Raw genomic sequence first — 16653 nt, forward strand, 5'->3', positions numbered from 1 at the left:
CCGCCTACCAGTCCGATTCGTCGAACGTGATCACGCCGCGGATGTTCTTGCCGTCGACCATGTCGGCGTAGCCGGAGTTGATGTCCTCCAGCTTGTAAGTCGTGGTGATCATCTCGTCGATCTTGAGCAGCCCGGACTTGTACAGGCCCACCAGCTTAGGCGTCTCGATGTGCGAGCTACCGCCGCCGAAGATGTTGCCCTTCAACGTCTTCTGCAACATGGTGAACAAGAACAGGTTCAACTTGACGTCGGCGTCGACCATCGAGCCCATGCCGGTGACCACGCAGGTGCCGGTCTTGGCGGTCAGGGTCAGCGCCTCTTCGATGTACTCGCCCTTCATGTCGCCCACCGCGATGATCACCTTGTCGGCCATCAGGCCCCAGGTCTCCTCCATCACCGGCATGATCGCCTCGGCCATGGACGGGTAGACGTGCGTGGCGCCGAACTTGACGGCCTGATCACGCTTGAACGCCACCGGGTCGATCGCGATGACGCGCCGCGCGCCGGACAGCACCGCGCCCTGCAGGGCGCTCATACCGATGCCGCCGACGCCGACGATGATCACGGTCTCGCCGGGCTTGACCTCGGCGACGTTGGTGGCCGAGCCGAAGCCGGTGGGCACAGCGCAACCCATGATCGCCGCGGTCTCGAACGGCACGTCCTTGTCGATCTTGACCACCGAGTCCTGATGCACGGTCATGTAGGGCGCGAACGTGCCGAGCAGGTTCATCGGGGAAACTTCATGCGAACCGGCGTGGATCCGGTTGGTGCCGTCGGCGATGGCCTTTCCGCCCAGCAACACCGCGCCCCGATCGCACAGCGAACGGAAGCCCTTCATGCACGGCGGGCAGTTGCCGCAGGCTGGGATGAAGGCCATCACCACGTGGTCGCCCTCTTCCAGGCCCGTCACGCCCTTGCCGACCTTGGTGATGACCCCGGCACCCTCGTGGCCGCCGAGTGCCGGCAGGCCGATCGGGGTGGCCCCGGTGGTCAGGTGATAGTCGGAGTGGCACATGCCCGCGGCGTGCATCCGGACCTGGACTTCGCCTTCAACCGGGTCGCCCAGCTCGATCTCGTCGACCCGCCACGGCGAGTTCAGCTCCCACAACAATGCGCCCTTGGTCTTCATGACCGGCCATCATAGAACACGTTTCAGAAGCGGCCCTGACGGGTGCTCTTAGCTGGGAGAATGCTGTCCTAGCTGGTCTTGTGTGGAATGCCCACCGACAGGCCTCCGTCGATCACCAGGTCGGCCCCGGTCATGTAGGAGGACTCGTCGGAAGCCAGGAAGACCACCGCGGTGGACACCTCCGCCGACTTGGCGCCCCGGCCCAGCGGAATCTGCAGCGAGTCATCGGGGATCGCGATGGTCATCCGGGTGCGGATCAGCCCGGGCAGCACACTGTTGATCCGGATGTTGTGCGGCGCCAGTTCGACAGCGGCGGCCTTGGCCAGCCCGCGCACTCCCCACTTCGAAGCGACGTAGCCGTACAGGCCGGCGGTGCCGCGCATCCCTTCTACCGACGAGATGTTGATGATGGAGCCGCCGCCGGCTGCCTTCATCGGAGCGACGGCGGCGTGCATGCCCAGCATGGTCCCGGTCAGGTTGACGTCGAGAACCTGCTGCCAGGCGGCCAGGTCGAAGTTTTCGAGGGCGTTGTATTTGGCGATCCCGGCGTTGTTCACCAAGACGTCGAGGCTGCCGAAGGCATCGACCGCGGCCTGGGCGGCGGCTTGCCACTGCTCGGGCTGGGTGACGTCGAGACGGACGAAGCGGGCGGTGTCGGCCCCCAGCTCGTCGGCGAGTTTGCTGCCCTCATCCTCCAGAACGTCACCGATCACGACCTTGGCGCCCTCGGCGGCCAGCGCCCGGGTGTGTGCAGCGCCCATGCCCCGCGCGCCGCCGCTGATCAGCGCAACTTTGCCTTCGACTCGTCCCATGGCTGGCGAGGTTACCTGGGCGGACACTTTGCCCGTTACGCTGCCCTGATGGCATCCCCCGGCTCTGGGACCCGCACCGAGCGAACCTTCGAAGGCGTGCGGGGGGTTCCGATCGTCTACGACACCTGGACGCCGGACACTCCGCCGCGCGCCGTGGTGGTGCTCTCCCACGGTTTCGGCGAGCATGCCCGTCGCTATGACCACGTCGCGGAACGGTTCGCTGCGGCGGGGCTGGTGACCTACGCGCTGGACCACCGCGGACACGGGCGCTCGGGCGGCAAGCGCGTGCTGTGCCGCAGCATCGCCGAATACACCGATGACTTCCACACCTGCGCGGGTATCGCCGCCCGCGAGCACCCCGGACTGCCGCGGGTGGTGCTCGGGCACAGCATGGGCGGGGCGATCGTGTTCAGCTACGGCGTCGACCGCCCCGACGACTACCAGTTGATGGTGTTGTCCGGGCCCGCGGTGGCTATGACCGACACGGTGTCGCCGGGGTTGGCCTTCGTCGCCAAAGCGGTCGGGGCTATTGCGCCGAGCCTGCCGGTGGAGAAACTCGACAGTGCCCTGGTCTCGCGCGACCCGGCGGTGGTGGTCGCCTACAACGAAGATCCACTGGTGCACCACGGTCGGGTGCCGGCCGGTGTGGCGCGGGCGCTGATCAAGGTCGGCGAGACCATGCCGACGCGGGCGCAGGCGCTCACGGCGCCGCTGCTGGTGGTGCACGGCGCCGACGACGGTCTGGTGCCCGCCGAAGGCAGCAGGCGGCTGGTGGAGTGCGTCGGCTCGAACGATGTGCGGCTGACCGTGTATCCGGGGCTTTACCACGAGGTATTCAACGAGCCGGAGCGTGCGCAGGTGCTCGACGACGTGGTGGGCTGGATCGACGCGCATCTGTGAGTTGCTGTCGGCGCGGCGTCGCCGCTGTCGGTTAGCGTGGCGGCCATGAGCACCGACGACAAGATGTTGGCGCGGATCGCCGCACTGTTGCGCCAGGCCGAGGGCACCGACAACGCCCACGAAGCCGATGCGTTCATGGCGGCGGCGCAGCGGCTGGCCACCGCGACCTCGATCGACCTGGCGGTGGCTCGCGCGCACTCCGCCACTCGGACAGCGGCCACCGCGCCGGTGCAGCGCACCATCACCATCGGCGAGCCCGGCGCCCGGGGGTTGCGCACCTATGTGCAGCTGTTCGTGGTGATCGCCGCCGCCAACGACGTGCGCTGCGACGTGGCGACCAACTCGACCTACGTCTACGCCTACGGCTTCGCCGAGGACATCGACGCCACCCACGCGCTCTACGCCAGCCTGGTCGTGCAGATGGTCCGGGCGTCGGACGCCTATATCGCCACCGGTGCGCACCGCCCCACCCCGACCATCACCGCGCGCCTGAACTTCCATCTGGCCTTCGGCGCTCGGGTCGGCCAGCGGCTGGCCGAAGCCCGCGACGAGACCCGACGCGATGCCGAGAAGGACCGGAGCCGGCCGCCGGGTACCGCGATTGCGTTGCGCAACAAGGAGGTCGAGCTGCGCGACTTCTACCGCGGTACGTCCAAGGCGCGGGGCACCTGGCGGGCCACCCGGGCGTCTGCGGGCTATTCGTCCGCGGCACGACGGGCCGGGGATCGGGCTGGGCGCACAGCCCGGCTGGGCGAGAGTGCTGAGCTGTCGGTGGCGCGGTCCGCGCTGGAGCGGTGAGCGCTGGAACATTGAGTGAGGGCGCTTCCGAGCGCGACGGTCAGCGCGCCAAGGTCTATGCCGCGGAGGTCTTCGTTCGCACCTTGTTCGACCGAGCTGCCGAGAGCGGCAGGCGAAGTGTGGAGTTCTTCGGCGCCGAGCTGACGTTGCCGCCCGAGGCCCGTTTCGGTTCGGTAGCCGCCGTCGGGCGCTATGTCGAGGACGTCATGGCGCTGTCGCCAGTGCGCGCTCGATGGCCGGATGCTTCTGCGCTGACTGTGCGCGCCCGCCGTGGAACCACGGCGGCGCACTACGAAAAGCTCAGTGCAGCAGGCGTTATCGCCGTACCGGATCAGCGCGGCGTGGACTGGGCATTGCGAGAACTGGTGGTGCTGCACGAGATTGCGCACCATCTGTGTGACGCTCGACCGCCGCACGGCCCGGAATTCGTCGCAACGTTCTGTGAGCTGGCCGAAATGGTGATGGGCCCGGAATTGGGCTATGTGCTGCGGGTGGTGTTCGCGAAGGAGGGTGTGCGTTAGCGGCGGCGCTCAAGGGGTCACGCCACGGTCATGAGATCACCTCGAAGGCGATCGGCATGAATCGCTCAATCACTGATTGAATCGGCGATTGAATCGTGCTTTGATGCTGCTATGACACGCATCGAGACGTCCACTCGCGAGCATCTGCTGAACGTGACCGAACGACTGTTGCTGGAATCCGGCTATGAGGCGGTGTCGGTGCGTGCCGTGTGCGCCGCCGCCGGAGTGAATCCGGCTGCGGTGCACTACCATTTCGGATCAAAGGTCGGTTTGGTGACGGCGCTTCTAGAGACCCGATTGGGCCCGCTGTGGGCAGATGCGCTGCCTGAGGTGACGGCGGATTGCGCGATGTCCGTCGATACCGCGGTGCGGATCGTGGTGGATCCGATCGCGACGTTGGCGGCTGATCCGGCAGGTCGGCTGTACCTGCACTTGTTGGCGCGCCTGCTGCTGGCCCGCAATGAAGTCGCGTGGACAAAAAGATGGTTCACGGTGACACCCTGGGCACGCATTCTGTCCGCCCAGGTGGCTGGATTGAGTGAGCGGGACGCCGTGCACCGGTGGATGCTCGCGTTCGAATTGATTTTCGTACAGTTCGGCGATCCTCTGGCCGGCGACCGTCGACTCACCGAGGAGAAGGTGCGGAACCTACGGGACTTCGTGGCCGCGGGTCTGTCGGCGCCGGTGGCGGGCTCGTGAATGCCGTGGCGGCCGACGTCTTCGGTCAGGCGGCACTGGGGCCGATCACGTTGCGGAACCGCGTCATCAAAGCGGCGACCTTCGAGGCGCGTACACCAGGCGGGGCAGTCACCGAAGACTTGATCGACTTCCACCGTGCTCCGGCGGCGGGTGGCGTGGGAATGACGACGGTGGCCTATTGCGCGGTGTCGCCGGAAGGGCGAACCGAACGCGACCAGATCCTCATGACGCCGGAGGCGGTCCAGGGACTGCAGCGCCTAACCGACGCCATCCACGCGGAGGGCGCCGCCGCGTGCGCCCAACTCGGGCATGCCGGACCCGTGGCAAACGCCAAGTCCAACGGACTTCCGGCCGTCTCCCCGAGCAGATTGTTCAGTCCACTGGGTATGGCGTTCACCCGCCGCCCCGATTCCGGGGACTTGCGTCGAGTGGTTGCCGACCACGCGAGGGCGGCCAGGGTGGCGGTTTCTTCCGGATTTGACGCTGTGGAGCTGCATTTCGGACACAACTACCTGGTCAGTGCATTCTTCAGTCCGTTGTTGAACCGTCGAAGTGATAGCTACGGCGGGAGCCTGGCGAATCGCGCTCGGTTAGCTCGAGAAATTGCCCTTGCGGTTCGAGAAGAGGTTGGGGATCGCATCGCTGTCACGGCGAAACTCAATATGGAAGACGGCTTCTCCGGTGGCCTGCACACCGAGGACGGCCTGCAGATCGGTCGATGGCTGCAGGACGACGGTGCACTGGACGCACTTCAGCTCACAGCGGGTAGTTCGCTACTAAATCCGATGTACTACTTTCGCGGCCGAGCTCCCCGTACCGAGTTCGCCGGAGTCTTCCCGCGGCCGCTGAGCTGGTTCTTCGCCATCGCTGGCCGGGGCTTCCTGCGTCGGTATCCGTTTGAAGAACTCTATCTACTCGACACGGCTCGCCAGTTCCGACGGGAATTGACCATGCCGTTGATTCTGCTCGGCGGTATCACCAATCGTCGCAGCATGGATCTGGCGATGAGCGAAGGCTTTGAGTTCGTGGCGATGGCCAGGGGTCTGCTGCGGGACCCGGGTCTGGTCAAGCGGATTGACGCTGACGCAGATTCCCGTTCCCTGTGTACGCATTGCAACACCTGCATGGTGACGACCTTCGAGCGGACCCGTTGCGTCTTGCGCCCGATCGGGATGGACCGGGAGCCCTTGTGCCCACCACGATCTCCGCGGTGCTGAAGCGTTTCCGAAGCGGGCGTTTCATCAGCCCCTGGCGCCTAGATGGTGGTGTACACCAAGAGCAGGCGTCCGGTGACGCACAACGGTCGAGGTTGTGCGTCACCGGCGCCGCCTGTCTGTCGTTAGCTCTTGACGGGTACCAGCTCGTCGCCGCAGGTGCAGCGGTAGGCCTGCCCCGAGCCAGAGCAGTGGCACGCCGTCTCGATGCGGACGCGGCAGCCGCAGCCTTCGTGGCCGCACGTCAGCAGGGTTCCATCCTCGTAGTTCGCCATGTGTCACACCTTCCTCTGTGATCCCCGGCGGCGGCCGGGTGCCCTGACTATATACCCCATAGGGGTATGGGGTAAAGAAAAATCAGGAGCCAGAATGGCGATCGCGGGCTAGCGTGGATGAAGTGACTGAAAAGCCCACGCCCCGCGATGTTGATGCCCTGCTGGACAACCTGTTCGCCGGAGAAGACCCGGCACTGACCGCGGCGCTGGCCGCCAGCGACGAGGCCGGACTTCCGCCCATCGCAGTCTCGGTACAACAGGGCAAGTTCCTGAATCTGTTGGCGGCCGCGGCCTGTGCCAGCCGAATCCTGGAGATCGGCACGCTGGGCGGCTACAGCACCATCTGGCTGGCGCGAGCTGTGGGACCGACTGGCTCGGTGGTGACGCTGGAGTACGAGCCCAAGCATGCCGAGGTCGCACGCGGCAATCTGGACCGTGCCGGCGTCGGTGATCGGGTGCAGATTCTGGTGGGTGCCGCCCTGGAGACCCTGCCGACGCTGACCGGCGAGCCGTTCGATCTGGTGTTCATCGACGCCGACAAGGAGAACAACGTCGGCTACCTGAATTGGGCCGTGCAGCTATCCCGCCCCGGCTCGGTGATCGTGGTGGACAACGTGATCCGCGATGGCGCGATCCTGGATCCGCGCTCCGACGACGCGACGGCGCGCGGCAGCCGGGACGTGTTGGAGCTGATGGGCACACACCCGCGGCTGCGGGCCGCCGCCCTGCAGACCGTCGGGTCCAAGGGCTGGGACGGCTTCGCCCTGGCCGTGGTCGATTAGCAGTGGCCGACGGTCGGTTGGCGGCGAACATTTCGTTGCTGGCAAACGGCGGCCGGGCGTAATCTTTCATCAGATGGATGGGTGCAGCTGGCACCAAACCGCCTGTTAAATAACAGAAAGGTTACGAAATGAGTACAGTCCATTCATCAATCGAACACCACCCCGATCTGTTAGCTCTGCGGGCACGGTACGAGCGCGCCGCCGAGTCGATGACGGCTCAGGGAACCTTCGGATTGACGCTGCTGGCGGCCGTCTACGGGGCGGCATCCCCGTGGATTGTCGGATTCGAGGCGACCACCAGGTTGGCCATCACGAACCTGGTCGTCGGGCTCTGCGTCGCCTTCCTGGCGTGCGGGATGGCGGCGGCGCTCGATCGCATGCACGGGCTTGCGTGGACCCTGCCGTTCTTCGGGGTCTGGTTCATCGTGTCGCCCTGGATCCTGATGAACGGATCACCGAGCGCCGAGATGATCTGGTCGAACGTGATCACCGGTGCGCTGATGACGATCCTCGGCCTCAACGCCGCGTATTTCGGTATGCGGGCGCGCAGTGAGTCAGCCCGGCACACCTGACGAACCGATCGCGAATAGTCCCCCCGCAGGCGGGTGGGCCCCACTGGCCGCCGACGGCTAGCCGCAGACGGCGCCGTTGGCGGCGGAGCCCACCAGCTTGCGGTACTTGGCGAGCACGCCGGTGGTGTAACGCGGCGGCGGCGGCGTGAAACCCTGGGCGCGGGCAGCGAATTCATCCGGATCCGCCACCACGTCCAGGGTTGCATTAGCCACGTCGAGGCGGATCTTGTCGCCGTCGCGCAGGAACGCAACCGGTCCGCCGTCCACCGCCTCGGGGGCGATGTGGCCGACGCACAGGCCGGTGGTGCCGCCGGAGAACCGCCCGTCGGTCAGCAGCAGGACGTCCTTACCGAGACCGGCACCCTTGATGGCCCCGGTGATCGCCAGCATCTCCCGCATACCCGGGCCGCCCTTGGGGCCCTCGTAGCGGATCACCACGGCGTCGCCGGCGCTGATCGTGCCGTCTTCCAGCGCGTCCAGCGCCGCCCGCTCGCCGTCGAAAACCCTTGCGGTGCCTTCGAACACGTCGGTGTCGAAGCCCGCGGACTTGACCACCGCACCCTCGGGCGCCAGCGAGCCGCGCAGAATGGTGATGCCGCCGGTCGGGTGGATCGGGTTGGTCAGTGCGTGTAGCACCTTGCCGTCGACGACCGGGGGATTGAGCTCGGCGATGTTCTCCGCCATCGTCTTTCCCGTGACGGTCATGCAGTCGCCGTGCAGCAGACCGGCTTCCAGCAGGGTCTTCAACATGACCGGCACCCCGCCGATCTTGTCGATGTCGTACATGACGTGCGCCCCGAACGGCTTGACGTCGGCCAGGTGCGGCACTTTGGCGCCCACCCGAGAGAAGTCGGCCAGGGTCAGATCCACCTCGGCCTCGCGGGCGATCGCCAGCAGGTGCAGCACCGCGTTGGTCGATCCGCCGAACGCCATCACCACCGCGATCGCGTTCTCGAACGCCTCTTTGGTCAAGATGTCGCGTGCCGTGATGCCACGGCGCAGCAACTCCACCACGGCCTGACCGCTGGCGCGCGCATAGCCGTCGCGGCGCCGGTCGATCGCCGGCGGGGAGGCGCTGCCGGGCAGCGACATGCCCAGCGCCTCGGCCGCGCTGGCCATGGTGTTGGCGGTGTACATGCCGCCGCAGGCGCCCTCGCCGGGACAGATCGAGCGCTCGATGATGTCGACGTCCTCTTGGGACATCAGCCCGCGCGAACAGGCGCCGACCGCCTCGAACGCGTCGATGATCGTCACCTCGCGCTCGGTGCCGTCGGACAATTTTGCGTAGCCCGGCATGGTCGATCCCGCGTAGAGGAAGACTGAGGCCAGGTTCAGGCGTGCCGCGGCCATCAACATCCCCGGCAGCGACTTGTCGCAACCGGCCAGCAACACCGAGCCGTCCAACCGTTCGGCGCACATCACGGTCTCAACGCTGTCGGCGATCACCTCGCGCGAGACCAGCGAGAAGTGCATGCCCTCATGGCCCATCGAGATGCCGTCGGAGACCGAGATGGTGCCGAATTCCAGCGGGTAACCACTGGCCTGAAGGACGCCCTCTTTGGCGGCCTTGGCCAGCCGGTCCAGCGACAGGTTGCAGGGCGTGATCTCGTTCCATGACGACGCCACACCGATTTGGGGCTTGGCGAAGTCGTCGTCGCCCATGCCGACGGCGCGCAGCATGCCGCGGGCGGCGGTCTTCTCCAGGCCGTCGGTGACGTCACGACTGCGCGGTTTGATGTCGACGGACGCCCCGGCGGCGTTGGTGCTCGGCGAATTCACCAGCTCAGTATGCCGGTAGGGCCGGACCGGGCAAAACGAATAAATACCCCAAGGGGGTATGCGCTAAAGTGGGCGCATGAGATCGGTTCTTACCGTCGTCGTCGCGGCCACTGTCGGCATGGCCGCCGGCGGTTGTCACCACGCGCCCACTCCGGCGCCCGAAGCGTCGTCCAGTGCGGCAGGCATGGCCTCCGGCAGCCCCGCCGACGTGAGGTTTCTCGAAGACATGGTGATCCACCACCAGCAGTCCCTGGAACTGGCGGCCATGGTGTACAGCCAGAGCGGCAACCCGGCGCTGGTGGCATTCGCCGATCAGAGCGCAACCCAGCAACGCACCGAACTGCAGGGTTGTCAGGCGCAGCTGTTGCAGTGGGAGGTCCCCGGCGGGCACTCCGAGCAGGCCCGGGACGCCGACATTCCCGGCATGGTGGACAAGGCCGCCATCGACAAGCTGCGCAGCCTGCGCGGACCGGCATTCGACACCCTGTGGCTGCAAACGATGATCGCCCATCAGCGTGGTGCGATCACGCTGGCGCAGAACGAGATTCAACATGGTGAGAGTCCCGAGGCGATCAGTATCGCGCAATCGCTCCTGCCGTTTCAGCAAGCCGAGATCAACCAGATGAACCAACTGTTGGGGGCGCCATGACCACCGATGCTCCGGGATACTCCCCGCGCAAAGACAACTACGCCAAACGGATGCGCCGCATCGAGGGCCAGGTGCGCGGCATCGCCAAGATGATCGAAGAGGACAAGTACTGCATCGACGTCCTCACCCAGATCAGCGCGGTCAACAGTGCGCTGCGGTCCGTGGCGCTGAACCTGGTCGACGAACACCTGGCGCACTGCGTCAGCGGGGCAGTCGCAAGCGGCGGCCCGGAGGGCGACGCCAAACTCGCCGAAGCCTCGGCAGCGATTGCGCGGTTAGTTCGTTCCTGACCCTCGCGCCGTTACCATGTGAGCCAGCAGTTACCGGGAGCGCCCTGCGCCACACACCACTCGACGCTGCCCCCAATACATGACTGTTGAAACCGGAAATGCCCGCTTGAGGCCGTGGACGCCACAGACCACGGCGCGGTTGGCGATTCTGTCGGCCGCGGCTTTCATCTACGCCACCGCTGAGATCCTGCCGGTCGGTGCGCTGCCTGCGATCTCGGCCGGTCTGGACGTCAGCGAGGCGCTGGTCGGGACGTTGCTGGCCTGGTACGCGGTGGTGGCCGCAGCGACGACGCTTCCGCTGGTGCGCTGGACCGCGTTCTGGCCGCGCCGCCGGGTGCTGCTGCTCACCCTGATCTGCCTGACCGCTTCCCAGGTGATCTCGGCGCTTGCGCCCAACTTCGCCGTGCTGGCCGGCGGCCGGGCGCTGTGCGCCGTCACACACGGCCTGATGTGGTCGGTGCTGGCGCCCATCGCCACCCGACTGGTGCCGCCCAGCCATTCGGGCCGCGCGACGACAGCGATTTATGTCGGCACCAGCCTCGCGCTGGTGGTCGGCATCCCCCTGACCTCGGCAATGAGCCTGCTGTGGGGATGGCGACTGGCCGTCGTGGTGATCACGGTGGCGGCCGCGGCCATCACCTTGGCAGCCCGATTGGCGCTGCCGGCCCTGGTGCTCAGCACCGACCAGCTGGCGCTGGTCGGCAACCATCACCACCGCAACGGGCGACTGGTGGCGGTGAGCGCGCTGATGCTGATCGCTGTCACCGGGCACTTCATCTCCTACACCTTCATCGCGGTGATCATCGGTGACGTGGTCGGCGTGCCGGGGGCCCGCCTGGCCTGGTTGCTCGCGGCGTTCGGGGCCGCCGGGTTGATCGCGATGCCGCTGCTGGCCCGACCCGTCGACCACCGACCCAAACTGGTCACCGGCGGCTGCATGGCCGCGATGTCGGCGGCCTTCGTAGTGTTGGCGGCGCTGTCCCTCGGCGGGCACCACACCACCGGGACGACGGCGGTGGGGGCGGCCGCGATCGTGCTCTGGGGTGCGATGGCGATGGCGGTATCGCCGATGCTGCAGTCGGCGGCGATGCGCACTGCGCCCGACGACCCCGACGGCGCGTCGGGGCTGTACGTGACGGCGTTTCAGGTCGGCATCACCGGCGGCTCGCTGGCCGGCGGGCTGCTGTTCGAGCGGGCCGGGACCTCGGCCATGTTGGTGGCCTCGGCACTGCTGGTCGGCGTCGCCGCAGTCGGTATCGCGGCCAGCAAGCGCCTGTTCGTCGTTCCCTGACGTTCCTGGAGCGGTAACGTTCGCCACTCCGGCCTTTATCAACACTGCTGGTCAGGCGCATTGGCGCTCGGATCTCGCGCCGCATCCCACCCACTTCGAGAGTTAGCTGGCAACCATCCTGTGAGACACTGGGATCAAGATCGTGACCGGAGGTAGGTAGATGTCGGGATGGAAGCTCGCGCAGTTCGGCGCGTGGCTCAGCGCGGCTGGCTTGGCCGCGAGTCTCACGCTCGGTTGCGGATCAGCCCTGGCTGATCCGCCGCAGCAGCCCGGCGATCCGGCCGCAGCGGACGCCGGGCCGGCCGACCCGGCCGCGCCGCCGCCCCCGCCGGAGTTCCCGCAGTTCCCGCCGCCTCCGCCGGAGCTGCCTCCGCCGCCGCCACCGCCGGGCGAGCCGCCGGCGTTCCCGCCACCGCCCGAGCTCGCACCCGGGTTACCCGCCGCGCCCGAGGGCGTCCCCCCAGGTCCGGACCCGCAGGCAGTTCCGGCCGGCTCGGCAGACCCGGCAGCCCCGGGGCAGCCCGGTGCGGTGCCGGCCGCCGCTTCTGGACCGGTCGTGGGACAGAACCCGGAGCCGTTCACTGGCACGGCGCCGTTCCTGCCGCCGTCGTTCAACCCCGTCAACGGCTCGATGGTGGGTGTCGCCAAGCCGATCATCATTGACTTCCAGCGGCCGATCGCCGACAAGGCAATGGCCGAGCAGGCCATCCACATCTCGTCGAACCCGCCGGTGTCCGGCAAGTTCTACTGGATGACACCCAGCCAGGTGCGGTGGCGTCCGCTGAACTTCTGGCCCGCCCACACCGTCGTCAACATCGACGCAGGCGGTACCAAGTCGAGCTTCCGCACCGGTGACTCCCTGGTGGCCACTGCCGATGACAAGACGCACCAGATGACGATCACCCGAGACGGCAAGGTGGAGAAGACCTTCCCGATGTCGATGGGGATGAGCGCGGGTGGGCACGAGACCCCCAACGGCACCTACTACGTGCTGGAGAAGTTCCCCACGGTGGTGATGGACTCCTCCACCTACGGCGTTCCGGTGAACTCCAGTTGGGGATACAAGCTCACCGTGCAGGATGCGGTCCGGATCGACAACAGCGGCGGCTTCGTGCACAGCGCGCCGTGGTCAGTGGCCGACCAGGGCAAGCGCAATGTCAGCCACGGCTGCATCAACCTCAGCCCGGCCAACGCCAAGTGGTTCTACGACAACTTCGGCAGCGGCGATCCCGTCGTGGTGAAGAACTCCGTCGGTAGCTACACCAAAAACGACGGTTCCCAAGACTGGCAGATGTAAGGCGCACCCTCGACCGCGAGTAGTCGCGAAAGCCCCCATTTCAGCTTGAAAATGGGGGCTTTCGTTGGGGGCACCTCCCGCTTGCGGGGGACCGCTCGCGCCGTAAGAAGGGGACCGTCAGTTCCAGATCCGGACGCGGGATGCGGGCTCGAGGTAGAGCGCGTCGTCCGGCGTGACGCCGAAGGCGTCGTAGTAGGCGTCCATGTTGCGGATCACCCCGTTGCAGCGGAACTCCGGCGGTGAGTGCGGATCCACGGCCAGGCGCCGGATCGCTTCGGCGTCACGGGATTTCGTGCGCCACACCTGCGCCCAGCCGAAGAAAACGCGCTGCGTGCCGGTCAAGCCGTCGATCACCGCAGCCTCGGTGCCGGCCAGTGACAGCTGGTAGGCGAGCAGGGCAATGGAGAGCCCGCCCAGGTCGCCGATGTTCTCGCCGACGGTGAACGCACCATTCACGTGGCGGTCGCCGTCGAGTTCACGCGGCACATAGTTCTCGTACTGGGCGATCAATGCGCGTGTGCGGGAACCGAATTCGTCGCGGTCGGCGTCGGTCCACCAATCGATCAGGTTGCCGTCGCCGTCATACTTGGCGCCCTGGTCGTCGAAACCGTGCCCGATCTCGTGGCCGATCACCGCGCCGATACCGCCGTAGTTGGCCGCGTCGTCGGCGTCGGCGTCGAAGAACGGTGGTTGCAGGATCGCGGCGGGGAAGACGATCTCGTTCATCCCCGGGTTGTAGTAGGCGTTGACGGTCTGCGGTGTCATGAACCATTCGTCGCGGTCCACCGGCTGGCCCAACTTGGCCAGTTCGCGGTCGTAGTTGACCGCATAGCCGCGCAGGTAGTTGCCGTAGAGGTCGGCGGGGTCGGTGACCAGCGCGGAGTAGTCCCGCCACTTTGCGGGATAGCCGACCTTGGCGGTGAACTTGTCCAGCTTGGCCAGCGCCCGCTCTCGCGTTTCCGGGGTCATCCAGTCCAGGTTGGTGATGCTGACCCGGTAGGCCTCGCGCAGATTCCCTACCAGCTCGTCGATGCGTGCCTTGGCGTCCGGCGGGAAATGCTTTGCCACGTAAAGCTTTCCGACGGCGTCGCCCATCAGGGACTCAACCACGGACACGCCGCGCTTCCAGCGGTCCCGGATCTGCTCGGTGCCCGACAGTCGGCGTCCGTAGAACTCGAAGTCCTCGGCGATCAATTCCTCGGTCAGTAGCCCGGCGCGCGCATGAATGACCCGCCACCGTGCCCAGTCCTGCCAGTCGGCGAAGTCCGCGCTCTCCCACAAGGCGGCGAAGGCCGTCAGGAAATCGGGTTGCCGCACGACCAGCTCGTCGGCCGCCGCGACGGCGACGCCGAGAGCGCCCACCCAGCCGGCCCAGTCGAAGCCAGGCGCCTCGACCGGCAGCCCGGCGAAGGTGCGCAGGTTGTAGGTCAGCTCGGCGTCGCGGCGCTTCACCACGTCCCAGTGCGCGCCCGCCAAGCGGGTCTCCAACGCCACAATGCGTGCCGCGGTCGCGGCGTGCTCGTCCGGTTCCCCGCCGTAGACCAGAGCGAACATCGCTGCGATGTGCCCCGGGTAGGCCGCCAGGATCTCGGCGTGCTGCTCCTCGCGGTAGTAGGACTCATCGGGCAGCCCGATGCCCGACTGGTTCAGGTGCAGTAGGTAGCGAGTCGAGTCTTTCGAGTCGGTGTCCACGTAGAGCCCGACGCCGCCGCCGATCCCCGTGCGCTGGCCTGCGCCCACCACCCGCGCCAAGGCCTCGCGGTCACCGGCATTGTCGATCGCGGCCAGCTCCTGACGCAGCGGCTCCACCCCGCGCTCGCGGACAGTCTGCTCGTCGATGAAGCTGGCGTAGAGTTCGCCGATCCGGCGCTCGTCGGTATCGGCCGCGTCCGCGCCCGCCGCGGCGGGTTCACGCGCCGATCCCAGCTTCGCCTCTCCTGCGTCGAACCTCGCTGAATCGGCGGCTTCGTCGAGCAAGTCGCGGACCTGGCTCTCGGCCCGATCAAACAGAGCGCGAAAGGCTCCGTCGGTGGCACGGTCCGCCGGCATCTCGTAGCCGTCGAGCCACCGGCCGTTGACATGACCGAACAGATCGTCCTGCGGGCGGACACCACTATCTATATAGGTGAGATCAAGGCCGGAACGGGTGGCTGGTGAGGTCACCGTCCCATCCTTCCACGACGGATGCTGCAGCTCTCCTGTAGCGTCACCGCCATGCCTGACGAGCAGCAACCCGACGACGCCACCGAGGTGGATGCTGAGATCACCGAGCTCGACGACGTCACTGTCGAGAGCGCCGAGGACCCGGCCGCCGCAGAGCAGGTCCACGAAAAGGCGCCAGCGAAGGCCGGCAAAAAGGGCACGCACGCCCAACCGGCGGCGGCCTCAGGCGGCGGCCTCTCCGGCTACGGATGGGGCTCGGTGGCCCTCGGCGTGGTCGCGGTGGCGGCGTTGATCTTCAGCCTGATCACCTGGTACGAACACCACGAGGATGTCAACGAGCGCGGCTATCGCAGTCGGGTGCTGCAGACCGCCGCCAGCTGGACCAGCGTGCTGATCAACTTGAACGCCGAGAACGTCGAGAAGGGCATGGCGCGGCTGCGCGACAAGACCGTCGGCGAACTCAACAGCGAATTCGACGCCGCCTTGGCGCCCTACCGTGACGTGGTGCAGCGAATCCAGTCGCGCAGCAGCGGCCGGATCGAAGCCGTCGCCATCGAGCTCGAGCACCACGATCTCGACGAGCCGGCCGCGACCGGAGCCGACAAGCCGTCGAACCCCGGCCGTACCGATCCGGTGATGGTGATCGCCACCTCGATCGCCGAGAACGTCGGCGGCAGGCCCCAGACCGTGCACTGGGCTCTGCACCTCGACGTCACCGACGTCGCCGGCAACATGATGATCTCCCGATTGAGGTCGATTCGATGAGCAAGCTGGAACTCTTGAAAACGCAATCTCTGTGGCGGGTGGTGGCCGTCGACATCGCCGCGCCGCTGGCCGCGGTCGGCGGCCTGCTGCTGGTCGGGCTGACGCTGGACTGGCCGGTCTGGTACGTGTCGCTGTGCTCGGTGCTGATCCTGCTGATCGTCGAGGGCATGGTCGTCAACTTCGTGCTGCTGCGCCGTGACGCGGTCACGGTCGGCACCGACAACGAGCGGCCCGGTCTGCGCTTTGGGGTCGTCGGCCTGGCCGCGGCCGCGCTGGTGGCCGCAGCAGTGCTCGGATACCTGCGCTGGACCGTTCCGGACCGTGACCTGGAGGTCGACTCGGTTGAGGCGGTCAAGACCGCCGTCGCCATGGCCGAAGCTGCGGCCACGGTCTCGCCGGCCAACCCGGACGCATCGATCGAGAAGGCTGCGACCTACATGGTCCCGGACCGGGTCAACGCGTTCCGGGAGAGCATCGGCCGGACCGCCACCGACATGGCCAACCGCAATATCGCGGTCGAGGCGCAGACGCTCAGCGCCGGTGTCGAGGCGCTCGGGCCGTCGGCCGCGCGGGTCGCAGTTGTGATGCGCAGCGTCCAGACAGTGGCGAACCAGCAGGTCAAGCAGTCGGTCGTGCCGGTGCGGGTGACACTGACCAAGCGCGGCGGTCAGTGGCTGGTCCTGGAGATGTCACCGATCCACGCTCGCTGACGCGGAA

The 16653-nt window shown here is 67.0% G+C and carries 18 protein-coding genes; 13 read left to right on the plus strand and 5 right to left on the minus strand.

What is annotated here, in order from left to right:
* Nucleotides 1–4: 4 nt before the first annotated feature.
* Both MJO54_RS00770 and MJO54_RS00775 read right to left on the minus strand, forming a co-directional pair.
* Nucleotides 5–1129, minus strand: coding sequence for an NDMA-dependent alcohol dehydrogenase (locus MJO54_RS00770; protein ID WP_046283287.1), 1125 nt, complete (start codon nt 1127–1129; stop codon nt 5–7).
* A gap of 68 nt (nt 1130–1197) precedes the next feature.
* The gene (locus MJO54_RS00775) at nt 1198–1941 is read right to left on the minus strand and encodes a glucose 1-dehydrogenase (RefSeq protein ID WP_046283286.1); all 744 of its coding nucleotides are present in this window, start codon (nt 1939–1941) and stop codon (nt 1198–1200) included.
* A gap of 48 nt (nt 1942–1989) precedes the next feature.
* On the opposite strand from MJO54_RS00775, the gene MJO54_RS00780 reads away from it, so the two are divergent.
* The 5 genes from MJO54_RS00780 to MJO54_RS00800 all read left to right on the plus strand — a co-directional run bounded on the left by MJO54_RS00780 (nt 1990) and on the right by MJO54_RS00800 (nt 6076).
* Nucleotides 1990–2841: an alpha/beta hydrolase gene (locus MJO54_RS00780; protein ID WP_240175492.1), complete on the plus strand. Its 852-nt coding sequence runs from the start codon at nt 1990–1992 to the stop codon at nt 2839–2841.
* Nucleotides 2842–2886: 45 nt separating this feature from the next.
* A complete protein-coding gene (locus MJO54_RS00785; RefSeq protein WP_105294447.1) occupies nt 2887–3639 on the plus strand; it encodes a DUF2786 domain-containing protein in 753 nt (250 codons plus the stop codon).
* Nucleotides 3640–3650: 11 nt separating this feature from the next.
* Nucleotides 3651–4160, plus strand: a complete 510-nt coding sequence (locus MJO54_RS00790; protein WP_240176026.1) for a TIGR04338 family metallohydrolase — start codon at nt 3651–3653, stop codon at nt 4158–4160.
* 111 nt (nt 4161–4271) lie between these two features.
* The gene (locus tag MJO54_RS00795) at nt 4272–4859 is read left to right on the plus strand and encodes a TetR/AcrR family transcriptional regulator (RefSeq protein ID WP_064890426.1); all 588 of its coding nucleotides are present in this window, start codon (nt 4272–4274) and stop codon (nt 4857–4859) included.
* Nucleotides 4856–6076, plus strand: a complete 1221-nt coding sequence (locus MJO54_RS00800) for an NADH:flavin oxidoreductase (protein ID WP_207543274.1) — start codon at nt 4856–4858, stop codon at nt 6074–6076. The genes MJO54_RS00795 and MJO54_RS00800 overlap by 4 nt, the downstream gene beginning before the upstream one ends.
* Before the next feature lie 122 nt (nt 6077–6198).
* Here MJO54_RS00800 and mymT read toward each other — a convergent pair whose 3' ends face one another.
* On the minus strand, nt 6199–6348 hold the full coding sequence (gene mymT, locus MJO54_RS00805) for a copper-binding metallothionein MymT (protein ID WP_081654569.1): 150 nt from the start codon (nt 6346–6348) through the stop codon (nt 6199–6201).
* Nucleotides 6349–6470: 122 nt separating this feature from the next.
* Here mymT and MJO54_RS00810 point away from each other — a divergent pair, with 122 nt between their 5' ends.
* Together MJO54_RS00810 and MJO54_RS00815 are read left to right on the plus strand one after the other, a co-directional pair.
* Nucleotides 6471–7130: an O-methyltransferase gene (locus MJO54_RS00810; RefSeq protein WP_240175493.1), complete on the plus strand. Its 660-nt coding sequence runs from the start codon at nt 6471–6473 to the stop codon at nt 7128–7130.
* 128 nt (nt 7131–7258) lie between these two features.
* A complete protein-coding gene (locus MJO54_RS00815; RefSeq protein WP_105294441.1) occupies nt 7259–7702 on the plus strand; it encodes an SPW repeat protein in 444 nt (147 codons plus the stop codon).
* A gap of 57 nt (nt 7703–7759) precedes the next feature.
* Here the strand turns inward: MJO54_RS00815 and ilvD are convergent, their stop codons facing one another.
* Nucleotides 7760–9481: a dihydroxy-acid dehydratase gene (gene ilvD / locus MJO54_RS00820; protein ID WP_434085427.1), complete on the minus strand. Its 1722-nt coding sequence runs from the start codon at nt 9479–9481 to the stop codon at nt 7760–7762.
* 76 nt (nt 9482–9557) lie between these two features.
* On the opposite strand from ilvD, the gene MJO54_RS00825 reads away from it, so the two are divergent.
* From MJO54_RS00825 to MJO54_RS00840, 4 genes are all read left to right on the plus strand, one after another.
* On the plus strand, nt 9558–10130 hold the full coding sequence (locus tag MJO54_RS00825; protein WP_082957277.1) for a DUF305 domain-containing protein: 573 nt from the start codon (nt 9558–9560) through the stop codon (nt 10128–10130).
* Entirely contained in the window at nt 10127–10420 is a 294-nt protein-coding gene (ricR, locus tag MJO54_RS00830; RefSeq protein WP_064888580.1) for a copper-sensing transcriptional repressor RicR, read from the plus strand. The genes MJO54_RS00825 and ricR overlap by 4 nt, the downstream gene beginning before the upstream one ends.
* A gap of 79 nt (nt 10421–10499) precedes the next feature.
* The gene (locus MJO54_RS00835; RefSeq protein WP_065152321.1) at nt 10500–11711 is read left to right on the plus strand and encodes an MFS transporter; all 1212 of its coding nucleotides are present in this window, start codon (nt 10500–10502) and stop codon (nt 11709–11711) included.
* 160 nt (nt 11712–11871) lie between these two features.
* Nucleotides 11872–13008, plus strand: a complete 1137-nt coding sequence (locus MJO54_RS00840; protein ID WP_046284818.1) for a L,D-transpeptidase — start codon at nt 11872–11874, stop codon at nt 13006–13008.
* Nucleotides 13009–13125: 117 nt separating this feature from the next.
* Here the strand turns inward: MJO54_RS00840 and MJO54_RS00845 are convergent, their stop codons facing one another.
* Nucleotides 13126–15171, minus strand: a complete 2046-nt coding sequence (locus tag MJO54_RS00845) for a M13 family metallopeptidase (RefSeq protein ID WP_046284819.1) — start codon at nt 15169–15171, stop codon at nt 13126–13128.
* Nucleotides 15172–15222: 51 nt separating this feature from the next.
* Between MJO54_RS00845 and MJO54_RS00850 the strand changes: the two genes are divergently transcribed.
* Nucleotides 15223–15936, plus strand: a complete 714-nt coding sequence (locus MJO54_RS00850; RefSeq protein ID WP_046284828.1) for an Rv1363c family protein — start codon at nt 15223–15225, stop codon at nt 15934–15936.
* On the plus strand, nt 15933–16646 hold the full coding sequence (locus MJO54_RS00855) for a hypothetical protein (protein WP_046284820.1): 714 nt from the start codon (nt 15933–15935) through the stop codon (nt 16644–16646). The genes MJO54_RS00850 and MJO54_RS00855 overlap by 4 nt, the downstream gene beginning before the upstream one ends.
* The last annotated feature ends 7 nt before the right edge of the window (nt 16647–16653 follow it).

The sequence above is a fragment of the Mycolicibacter virginiensis genome (assembly GCF_022374935.2).
Lineage (GTDB): Bacteria > Actinomycetota > Actinomycetes > Mycobacteriales > Mycobacteriaceae > Mycobacterium > Mycobacterium virginiense.

What these genes read in the sequence shown, in the direction of transcription:
- MJO54_RS00770 (WP_046283287.1), bottom strand. Translation starts at nt 1,129, where the DNA reads ATGAAGACCAAGGGCGCATTGTTGTGGGAGCTGAACTCGCCGTGGCGG.
- MJO54_RS00855 (WP_046284820.1), top strand. Translation starts at nt 15,933, where the DNA reads ATGAGCAAGCTGGAACTCTTGAAAACGCAATCTCTGTGGCGGGTGGTG.
- MJO54_RS00780 (WP_240175492.1), top strand. Translation starts at nt 1,990, where the DNA reads ATGGCATCCCCCGGCTCTGGGACCCGCACCGAGCGAACCTTCGAAGGC.
- MJO54_RS00825 (WP_082957277.1), top strand. Translation starts at nt 9,558, where the DNA reads ATGAGATCGGTTCTTACCGTCGTCGTCGCGGCCACTGTCGGCATGGCC.
- mymT (WP_081654569.1), bottom strand. Translation starts at nt 6,348, where the DNA reads ATGGCGAACTACGAGGATGGAACCCTGCTGACGTGCGGCCACGAAGGC.
- ricR (WP_064888580.1), top strand. Translation starts at nt 10,127, where the DNA reads ATGACCACCGATGCTCCGGGATACTCCCCGCGCAAAGACAACTACGCC.
- MJO54_RS00775 (WP_046283286.1), bottom strand. Translation starts at nt 1,941, where the DNA reads ATGGGACGAGTCGAAGGCAAAGTTGCGCTGATCAGCGGCGGCGCGCGG.
- MJO54_RS00835 (WP_065152321.1), top strand. Translation starts at nt 10,500, where the DNA reads ATGACTGTTGAAACCGGAAATGCCCGCTTGAGGCCGTGGACGCCACAG.
- MJO54_RS00785 (WP_105294447.1), top strand. Translation starts at nt 2,887, where the DNA reads ATGAGCACCGACGACAAGATGTTGGCGCGGATCGCCGCACTGTTGCGC.
- MJO54_RS00850 (WP_046284828.1), top strand. Translation starts at nt 15,223, where the DNA reads ATGCCTGACGAGCAGCAACCCGACGACGCCACCGAGGTGGATGCTGAG.
- MJO54_RS00840 (WP_046284818.1), top strand. Translation starts at nt 11,872, where the DNA reads ATGTCGGGATGGAAGCTCGCGCAGTTCGGCGCGTGGCTCAGCGCGGCT.
- MJO54_RS00815 (WP_105294441.1), top strand. Translation starts at nt 7,259, where the DNA reads ATGAGTACAGTCCATTCATCAATCGAACACCACCCCGATCTGTTAGCT.
- MJO54_RS00795 (WP_064890426.1), top strand. Translation starts at nt 4,272, where the DNA reads ATGACACGCATCGAGACGTCCACTCGCGAGCATCTGCTGAACGTGACC.